This window comes from Roseateles sp. P5_E11 (assembly GCF_054049355.1).
On sequence record NZ_JBFUMO010001129.1, the window covers coordinates 1 to 799 of the forward strand.

A 799-nucleotide genomic window follows, 5' to 3' on the forward strand; every position below is an offset into this window, starting at 1 on the left:
TTCTTCAACCCAGTGCCCCGACCCGGGGCCGACAGGAGCTTGCATGAAGACCTGGTTCAAGCTGACCGCCGCTGCCCTTGCCGTTGTCGCCACAAGCGMCAGCCATGCCGCCAGCACCGAGTGCCTGGATGTGCGCGTGAGCAACGCCTCGCCCGTCGTGAACGGCGATGTGGACGTCCACGTGGACGTCGCCGTGACCAACCAGTGCCGCACCGCCGTGCAGGTGCTGCGCTGGCAGCTACCCAGCGACACCATGAGCGGCTCGCTGTTCACCGTGACGCGCGACGACCGCCCGGTTCGCTACACCGGCGCCGTCATCAAGCGCGCGGCGCCCCAGGCCAAGGACTATGTGGAGATCGCCGCTGGCGCCACGCTGAACTACAAGGTCGAACTGACCGGCCACTACGACTTCAGCAAGAACGGCCGCTACGCCATCGAGTTCCACAGYGACCGCGGCACCCACGGCTCGGGCGCCCAGTCCATGCACAGCGCGACGACCACCTACCTGTGGGCGCAGGGCCGCAACGAGAAGCTGGACGCTGCCAGCGCCGACGACGAGGCGGCCACCACGATGCGCGCCAACGCCACCGCGGCAGCCGCCAGCATCTCCTACACCGGCTCCTGCACCAGCAGCCAGAAGTCCTCGCTGGCCTCAGCCGTCACGGCAGCCACCAACTACGCGTCCAGCTCGACCACCTACCTCAACGGCACGCCGTCGGGCACGCCGCGCTACACGAGCTGGTTCGGCGCCTACACCTCGTCACGCTGGAACACAGCCAAGGATCACTTCACCAAGGCC

1 protein-coding gene is annotated in these 799 nt (G+C 67.9%); it reads left to right on the forward strand.

All coding sequences use genetic code 11. From position 1 onward, the window contains the following. Positions 1–43 precede the first annotated feature (43 nt). Positions 44–799: hypothetical protein (locus ACXJKR_RS33865; protein WP_457326594.1), on the forward strand; the 756-nt coding region annotated here is incomplete at its 3' end.